The sequence below is a fragment of the Metallosphaera javensis (ex Hofmann et al. 2022) genome, from assembly GCF_022064045.1.
In the GTDB taxonomy this organism is placed as follows: Archaea; Thermoproteota; Thermoprotei_A; order Sulfolobales; family Sulfolobaceae; genus Metallosphaera; species Metallosphaera javensis.
The window spans coordinates 1-435 of sequence record NZ_JAKNCW010000056.1 but is presented as its reverse complement, the minus strand read 5'-3'; the positions used below and the strand labels follow the sequence as shown (position 1 = coordinate 435).

Annotated in this window: 1 protein-coding gene; it reads right to left on the bottom strand. The window is 56.3% G+C overall.

Annotated elements, in window-relative coordinates:
- On the bottom strand, positions 1 to 435 hold a 435-nt coding region (locus L3N51_RS12370; protein ID WP_238027517.1), incomplete at both ends, for a cbb3-type cytochrome c oxidase subunit I.

Genomic DNA, 435 nt, shown 5'->3' with positions numbered 1-435 from the left:
GGGCGTCGGATTAGTGGGTTCCGCCTGTATCCCTCCTATGATGTTCCACACTGCAGCTGCAAATATGAAGGCAAATCCTGGGTCCCACTTCAGCTTCCTGGGGTCGCCCAGAGTGATGAAGAACAGTAGCCAGAGAGCAGCGAACGGTACTGCAATGAGGGCCGTGCTGGTCTGCGCGAATATGTCCCTCAGGATCAGGGGCCACGGGTCGTCCACGATGTGGTGCACGTAGACGCTAGATCCCAGAACGAAGAGGACTGGTATTAGCCACCTGGTGAACCTGACGCTGTACATGGGCCTCCTGGCGTAGAGGGGAGTTATAGCGACTATACATCCTGAGAGGGTGTAAGGGACGAAGTACACGAGCGGGTGGTCAGCGAACCAGAACAGTCCCTTCCACACCTCAGCGTTGGGAATGCCGAAGAGGTAGATGTT